Here is a 7,735-nt window from a genome sequence, read left to right on the forward strand (position 1 = left end):
GTCAGCTCGGCCCGGCCTTGTAACCGACACCGCGGACGGTCACGACGATCTCCGGCCGCTCCGGGTCCTTCTCGACCTTGGAGCGCAGCCGCTGGACGTGCACGTTGACCAGGCGGGTGTCGGCGGCGTGCCGGTAGCCCCACACCTGTTCGAGGAGGACCTCGCGGGTGAAGACCTGCCACGGCTTGCGGGCGAGCGCGACCAGCAGGTCGAACTCCAGCGGCGTGAGCGCGATCGACTGGCCGTCCCGCTTCACGGAGTGCCCGGCGACGTCGATGACCAGGTCACCTATCGTCAGCTGCTCCGGCGCCGGCTCCTCGGACCGCCTGAGGCGTGCCCTGATCCGCGCGACCAGCTCCTTCGGCTTGAACGGCTTCACGATGTAGTCATCGGCCCCGGACTCCAGGCCCACCACCACGTCGACGGTGTCGCTCTTCGCCGTCAGCATCACGATCGGCACCCCGGACTCAGCCCGGATCAGCCGGCACACCTCGATCCCGTCCCGGCCCGGCAGCATCAGATCCAGCAGCACCAGATCCGGCTTGGCCTCCCGGAAAGCAGCCAGCGCCTTGTCACCGTCGGCTACGAAAGACGGCTCAAAACCCTCACCACGCAGCACGATGCCGAGCATCTCGGCCAGTGCGGTGTCGTCGTCGACGACAAGGACTCGTCCCTTCATAAACGACATCATCCCATTCTCATAACGGTGCCCGGAGCGCAGGTGAGGCAGGTCACTGACCCGTGACCATAGCCGCAGTCGGCGGTCACTGTCTGCCCTGGCCCCCCTGCACCCCCGCGCGGAGCCCGCGCACCGCTCAGATCGTCACCCGCCGTGACCTCGCGCACAGCCCGGCGAGCGCCTGCGCGGTCACCGGCGAGACGGCACCCTCCTCGGTGACGATCGCCGTCACGAGCTCCGGCGGCGTCACGTCGAACGCCGGGTTGTACGCCTGCGTACCGAGCGGCGCCACCGGCACCCCGCCGCCCGCCCCGACGACCGGCGCCTGCGGGGAGACGGCCTCGGTCACCTCGTACCCGGGCCGCTGCTCGACCTCGATCGACGCCCCGTCGGGCGTCTCCAGGTCGACGGTCGTCACCGGGGCGACCACGACGAACGGGACGTGGTGGTAGCGGGCGAGGACGGCCAGCGGATAGCTGCCGATCTTGTTCGCGACCGACCCGTCGGCCGCGATCCGGTCCGCCCCGATCAGCACGGCGTCCACCTCCCCGGCCGCGAACAGCGACCCCGCCGCGTTGTCCGTGAGCAGCGTGTACGCCATCCCGGCGCGCGCCGCCTCGTACGCCGTCAGCCGCGCCCCCTGGAGCAGCGGACGGGTCTCGTCGACCCACAGCCGGCGCAGCCGCCCCGCGCGGTGCGCGGCCAGCGCCACCGCGAACGCCGTCCCCTCCCCGCCGGACACCAGCGAACCGGTGTTGCAGTGGGTCAGGACGCGGTGCCCGCCGCCCGGCAGCAGCTCGTCCAGCAGCGCCAGGCCGTGCGCGGCCATCCGGGTGCTCGCCTCGGCGTCCTCCCGGTGCAGCCGCCGCGCCGCCGCCAGCGCCGCCTGCGCGGCCCGCCGCTCGTCCCCGTCCCCGTCCGCGCCGAGCGCCGCGCGGTGCGCGTCCAGGGCCCGCCGTACGCCGACGGCGAGGTTGACGGCGGTCGGGCGGGCGCCCGCGAGGGCCGTCGCCGCGTCCTCGGCGTCGTACCCGCGCGCGGCGGCGAGCGCGACCCCGTAGGCCCCGGCGATGCCGAGGAGCGGCGCCCCGCGCACGGCGAGCGATCTGACCGCCTCCACCAGCACGGACGCGTCCGTGCACACCAGCTCGACCTCCTCCGCGGGCAGTCGTGTCTGGTCGAGGAGGACCAGAACGGGCCCTTCCGGCAGCTCCTCCCATCGGATCGCCGGTATCCCGGCGGGCCGCTCGTCGTCTCCGGTTCGCGTGTACGGATCAGCCATGCGGTGAGTCTGCCCAGGATCGGCCGGACCATGGAAGGTACGCGGTGCCCACCGCGGCCGGTCGCACTGTCGGTGCCCCATGGCACGATTGCACCCAACCTGCCACCGCGACCGCGGACCGGCACCGTGAAGGAGCGACGATGAACGACACTCCGGGCTGGGCCTCGCCCGGATCGGCCCCGTCCGAGGGCCCCGAAGGACAGGAGTCCGGCAAGCCCTCGGAACAGCAAGGCGGCCAACCGTCCGACTCCGGCATCCAGTGGTCCAAGGAGCAGCCGCCCCCCGCCCAGTGGACCGCGCCCACGCGCCAGACCCCCGGCCAGACACCCCCGCCACCCCCTCCGGGCCCCGGCACGCCCCCCACCGGCTGGAACGCCCCGACGACCCACCAGGGCCCCCAGGGCGGCCACGGCGCCCCCGGCGGCTGGGGAACCGGCTGGGGAGGCCCCCCGCCCGCCGCCAAGCCCGGCGTCATCCCGCTGCGCCCCCTCGGCGTCGGCGAGATCCTCGACGGCGCGGTCTCGACCATGCGCACGCACTGGCGCACGGTCCTCGGCATCTCCCTGGCCATCGCCGTCGTCGTCGAGGTCATCACCGTCCTCGTCCAGGGCTTCCTCCTGAACGGCGCGAGCACGGACGCCCTCGGCGACCCGAACGCCAGCCTCGACGAGGTCAGCCGGGCTGTGGGCGACTCGATGACCGCCTCGACGATCGTCTACGCGATCTCCATACTCGGCACGATCATCGCGACGGCCCTGCTCACGACCGTCACCAGCCGCGCGATCCTCGGCAAGGGCGTCACCCCCCGCGAGGCGTGGCGCGACGCCCTCCCGCAGCTGCCCCGCCTGTTCGGGCTGATCTTCCTGCTGATGCTCATCGTCGTCGTCACGCTCACCGTCGGCGCCCTGCCCGGCATCGCGGTGGGCGTCGCGGGCGGCAATACGGCGGCGGGGCTCGGCCTGGGCCTGCTCGGCGTCTTCGGCGCGGGCGCGGTCGCGATCTGGCTCGGCATCCGCTTCTCCCTCGCGCCGCCCGCGCTGATGCTGGAGAAACAGGGCATCAAGAAGGCGCTGAGCCGCTCCGTCAAGCTGGTCCGGGGCGCCTGGTGGCGGGTCTTCGGCATCCAGCTGCTCGGCTCGATCATCGCCGCCATCCTCTCGATGATCGTCCTCATCCCGTTCGCCCTCATCGGCACCGTCTTCGGGGACGGCGGCACGAACGGCAGCTTCCTCACCGACCCGTCCGCCGCCTACAGCTGGACGTACCTGACGATCACCGGCGTCGGCGCCGTCATCGGCTACACCCTGACGTTCCCGATCACAGCCGGCGTCTCCGTGCTCCTCTACGTCGACCAGCGCATCCGGCGCGAGGCCCTCGACCTCGAACTCGCCCGCGCCGCCGGTCTCCAGGACTACGGCACCTCCGGCACGACCCCCGGGAGCTGACGGCGTGCACCTGGCGGGGGGAACACTCAGGGCCCTGTGGTCGGCGGCCTCGGACGACACGCCGCCGCTGACCACGCCCCGCGATCCCGCGCGGGAGGCGGCCCGCCGCGAACTGTCCAAGCGGCTGTACCACGAGAACGACCCGAACCTCCTCCAGCGCGCCCTGGACGCCTTCTGGAAGTGGCTCGGCGACCTCTTCGACTCGGCGTCCGGCGCCACCCCGGGCGGCCCGCTCGGCCTCGCCGTCGTCGCGCTGGTCGTCCTCGCCGCCGTCGGCGCCCTGTGGTGGCGCCTGGGCACCCCCCGCCGGACGGCCGCCCCCGCCGCCCCGCTCTTCGGCGACCGCGCCCGCAGCGCCGCCGACCACCGCGCCGCCGCCGAGGAGCACGCCGCCCAGGGCCACTGGAACCAGGCCGTCCAGGAACGGATGCGCGCCATCGTCCGCGCCCTGGAGGAGCGCGCCCTCCTCGACACCCGCCCCGGCCGCACCGCCGACGAGGCCGCCGCCGAAGCCGGCCGCACCCTCCCGGACCACGCCGCCCGCCTGCACACCGCCGCCCGCGACTTCGACGACGTCACGTACGGCGGACGCCGCGCCGGCGAGCAGACGTACCGGCGCATCACCGACCTCGACGAGACCCTGGACCGTACGAAACCCCGGCTCACGGCCCACCAGGGGGCCGGCGGATGACCACCTCGACCTCCCCCACCGCCCGCCATCTGTGGACCCGCGCGCGGGGCGTCACCCTCGCCCTCGCCCTCCTGCTGATCACGGGCGTCACCGTCGCCGCGCTCCGGTCCGGCGCCCACCACGGCGAACTCGACCCGCGCTCCGCCGACCCCTACGGCAGCCGCGCGATCACCGAACTCCTCGCCGCCCGGGGCGTCACCACCCGCCTGGTGACCACCCTGGACGACGCCCGCGCGGCGGCCGGCCCCGACAGCACCCTCCTCGTCGCCGTCCCGGACCTGCTGACCGAGCGCCAGCAGAGCGCCCTGTACGCGGCGACCGCCGGCTCCGGCGGCCGTACCGTCCTCGTCGCCCCCGGCAGCTGGTCCGTCCAGACCCTCGCCCCGGGCGTCGTCGCCGACCCGGCGACCAGCCGCGACGCCACCCTCGACCCCGGCTGCGACCTCCCCGAGGCCCGCCGCGCGGGCACCGCCGACACGGGAGGCCACCGCTACACCGTCACCCGGCAGGGCATCGACGAGTGCTACCCGAGCCGCCGCCTGGCCACCCTGCTGCGCGTCCCGGCCGAGACGGGGGACGGCGACACCGTCGTCCTCGGCGCCCCCGACATCCTCCTCAACGACCGCCTCGACCAGCAGGGCAACGCCTCGCTGGCCCTTCAACTCCTCGGCTCCCGCCCCCATCTGGTCTGGTACCTCCCCTCGCTCTCCGACTCCACCGCCGCCACCCCCGAGGAGGAGAAGAGCCTCTTCGACCTGCTCCCCTCCGGCTGGCTGTGGGGCACCCTGCAACTCTTCTTCGCCGCCGCGCTCGCCGCCCTGTGGCGGGCCCGCCGCTTCGGACCGCTCGTCCCCGAGCGGCTCCCCGTCGCGATCCGGGCCTCCGAGACCGTCGAAGGCCGGGCCCGCCTCTACCGCAAGGGCGACGCCCGCGACCGCGCCGCCGACGCCCTGCGCTCCGCGACCCGCATCCGCCTCGCCCCTCTCCTCGGCCTCCCCGCCGCCCACGCCCACACGCCCGAGACCCTGATCCCCGCCCTGTCCGACCGGCTCCGCACCGACGGACAGACCCTGCACTCCCTCCTCTTCGGCCCACCGCCAGGCGACGACGCGGCCCTGACCGCCCTCGCCGACCGACTCGACGCCCTCGAAAGTGAGGTACGCCGTCCATGATGGACCCGACCACTGACAACGCCGGGAACACCGGCGATCCGAGCGCCGCCCGCGCCTCCCTGGAGGCCCTGCGCGCCGAGATCGCCAAGGCCGTGGTCGGCCAGGACCCCGCCGTCACGGGCGTCGTCGTCGCCCTCCTGTGCCGGGGCCACGTCCTGCTCGAAGGCGTCCCCGGCGTCGCCAAGACCCTCCTGGTCCGCTCCCTCGCCGCCGCCCTCGACCTGGACACCAAGCGCGTCCAGTTCACCCCCGACCTCATGCCGAGCGACGTCACGGGCTCCCTCGTCTACGACACCCGCAGCGCCGAGTTCTCCTTCCAGCCCGGCCCGGTCTTCACCAACCTCCTGCTGGCCGACGAGATCAACCGCACCCCGCCGAAGACCCAGTCGTCCCTCCTGGAGGCCATGGAGGAGCGCCAGGTCACCGTGGACGGCACCCCGCGCCCCCTCCCGGACCCGTTCCTGGTCGCCGCGACCCAGAACCCCGTCGAGTACGAGGGCACCTACCCCCTCCCCGAGGCCCAGCTCGACCGCTTCCTCCTCAAACTGACGATCCCCCTGCCCACCCGGCAGGACGAGATCGACGTCCTCACCCGGCACGCCGACGGCTTCGACCCCCGCGACCTGCGCGCCGCCGGCATCCGCCCCGTGGCGACCGCCGCCGACCTGGAAGCCGCCCGCGCGGCCGTCGCGAAGACCGCCGTCTCCCCCGAGATCACCGCGTACGTCGTCGACATCTGCCGCGCCACCCGCGAATCGCCGTCCCTGACGCTCGGCGTCTCCCCGCGCGGGGCGACCGCCCTGCTGGCGGCCTCCCGCGCGTGGGCGTGGCTCACGGGCCGCGACTACGTCATCCCGGACGACGTGAAGGCCCTCGCCCTGCCGACGCTCAGGCACCGCGTCCAGCTCCGCCCCGAGGCCGAGATGGAGGGCGTCACCGCCGACTCCGTCATCACTTCTGTCCTCGCCCACGTCCCCGTCCCCCGCTGATGGCCCTCACCGGCCGCGCGGCCCTCCTCGCCGCCCTCGGCTCCCTCCCGGTCGGCCTCTGGGACCCCGGCTGGACCGGCATCCTCGCCGTCAACGCCCCCTTGGCACTGGCCTGCGCCTGCGACTTCGCCCTCGCGGCCCCCGTACGACGACTCTCCCTGACCCGCACCGGCGACACAACCGCCCGCCTGGGTGAGCCCGCGGACGTCACGTTGACGATCACCAACCCGTCCCGCCGCCCCCTCAAGGCCCAGCTCCGCGACGCCTGGCCCCCCAGCACCGCCCCGGAAACGGACCGCCACCCCGTGACGGTCCCCACCGGCGAACGCCGCCGCGTCACGACCCGCCTACGACCGACCCGCCGCGGCGACCACCAAGCCGACCGCGTCACCATCCGCTCGTACGGCCCCCTCGGCCTCTTCACCCGCCAGGGCACCCACAAGGTCCCCTGGACACTGCGCGCGCTTCCCCCGTTCACCAGCCGCAAACACCTCCCCGCCAAACTGGCCCGCCTACGGGAGCTCGACGGCCGGACGAGCGTCCTCACGCGCGGGGAGGGCACCGAGTTCGACAGCCTCCGCGAGTACGTCCCCGGCGACGACACCCGCTCCATCGACTGGCGTGCCACCGCCCGCCAGACCACCGTCGCCCTGCGCACCTGGCGCCCGGAACGCGACCGCCACATCCTCCTGGTCCTCGACACCGGCCGCACCTCCGCCGGCCGCGTCGACGACGCCCCACGCCTCGACGCCGCCATGGACGCGGCCCTCCTCCTGGCAGCCCTCGCCTCCCGCGCGGGCGACCGCGTAGACCTCCTGGCCCACGACCGCCGCGTCCGCGCCCTGGTCCAGGGCCGCACCGCCCGAGACGTCCTCCCCTCCCTCGTCAACGCCATGGCCACGCTGGAAGCGCAACTAGTCGAAACCGACGCCCGCGCCCTCACCTCGACCATCCTGCGTACGACACCCCGGCGCACCCTGCTCGTCTTGTTGACGACGCTCGACACGGCCCCCGTCGAGGAGGGCCTCCTCCCCGTCCTCCCCCAGCTCACCCAACGCCACACAGTCCTCGTCGCCTCCGTCGCCGACCCGCACATCGCCCGCATGGCAGCGGCCCGGGGCGACGTCGACGCGGTCTACGAGGCGGCAGCGGCAGCCCAGGCCCAGACGGAACGCCACCGCACGGCGGAGCAACTCCGGCGTCATGGGGTCACCGTCGTCGACGCGACTCCCGACGAATTGGCGCCGGCGCTGGCCGACGCGTACTTGGCCCTGAAGGCCGCAGGGCGGCTGTAAAAACAGCTACAAAAAAGGGCCCCTCCTTCCCGGAGGGGCCCAAAAAGCGAAAAACCCCGCACTCGAAAGTGCAGGGTTTTTCTAAAGATTGTTCGGCGGCGTCCTACTCTCCCACAGGGTCCCCCCTGCAGTACCATCGGCGCTGTGAGGCTTAGCTTCCGGGTTCGGAATGTAACCGGGCG

At 73.9% G+C, this 7,735-nt stretch carries 7 protein-coding genes and 1 rRNA gene; 5 read left to right on the forward strand and 3 right to left on the reverse strand.

Annotated features, from left to right (window positions below):
* Position 1 precedes the first annotated feature (1 nt).
* On the reverse strand, positions 2-691 hold the full coding sequence (gene mtrA / locus ABZX85_RS26970; RefSeq protein WP_005316841.1) for a two-component system response regulator MtrA: 690 nt from the start codon (positions 689-691) through the stop codon (positions 2-4).
* Between the two features lie 124 nt (positions 692-815).
* Entirely contained in the window at positions 816-1,961 is a 1,146-nt protein-coding gene (mtnA, locus tag ABZX85_RS26975) for an S-methyl-5-thioribose-1-phosphate isomerase (RefSeq protein ID WP_355873550.1), read from the reverse strand.
* A 140-nt stretch (positions 1,962-2,101) separates the two neighbouring features.
* Between mtnA and ABZX85_RS26980 the strand changes: the two genes are divergently transcribed.
* The 5 genes from ABZX85_RS26980 to ABZX85_RS27000 are packed head-to-tail and all read left to right on the forward strand — an operon-like array spanning position 2,102 to position 7,553.
* Complete coding sequence (locus tag ABZX85_RS26980; protein WP_355873552.1) at positions 2,102-3,406, forward strand: glycerophosphoryl diester phosphodiesterase membrane domain-containing protein; 1,305 nt, start codon at positions 2,102-2,104, stop codon at positions 3,404-3,406.
* A gap of 4 nt (positions 3,407-3,410) precedes the next feature.
* Positions 3,411-4,097, forward strand: a complete 687-nt coding sequence (locus tag ABZX85_RS26985) for a DUF4129 domain-containing protein (protein WP_355873555.1) — start codon at positions 3,411-3,413, stop codon at positions 4,095-4,097.
* Positions 4,094-5,269, forward strand: coding sequence for a DUF4350 domain-containing protein (locus ABZX85_RS26990; protein WP_355873558.1), 1,176 nt, complete (start codon positions 4,094-4,096; stop codon positions 5,267-5,269). The genes ABZX85_RS26985 and ABZX85_RS26990 overlap by 4 nt, the downstream gene beginning before the upstream one ends.
* Positions 5,269-6,258: a MoxR family ATPase gene (locus ABZX85_RS26995; protein WP_355873561.1), complete on the forward strand. Its 990-nt coding sequence runs from the start codon at positions 5,269-5,271 to the stop codon at positions 6,256-6,258. The genes ABZX85_RS26990 and ABZX85_RS26995 overlap by 1 nt, the downstream gene beginning before the upstream one ends.
* Complete coding sequence (locus tag ABZX85_RS27000) at positions 6,258-7,553, forward strand: DUF58 domain-containing protein (RefSeq protein ID WP_355873564.1); 1,296 nt, start codon at positions 6,258-6,260, stop codon at positions 7,551-7,553. Before ABZX85_RS26995 ends, ABZX85_RS27000 begins: the two co-directional genes overlap by 1 nt.
* Before the next feature lie 90 nt (positions 7,554-7,643).
* On the opposite strand, the gene rrf is transcribed toward ABZX85_RS27000, so the two are convergent.
* Positions 7,644-7,735, reverse strand: a 5S ribosomal RNA gene (gene rrf / locus ABZX85_RS27005); the annotation flags it as partial.

The sequence above is a fragment of the Streptomyces sp. NPDC004539 genome, from assembly GCF_040610055.1.
In the GTDB taxonomy this organism is placed as follows: domain Bacteria; phylum Actinomycetota; class Actinomycetes; order Streptomycetales; family Streptomycetaceae; genus Streptomyces.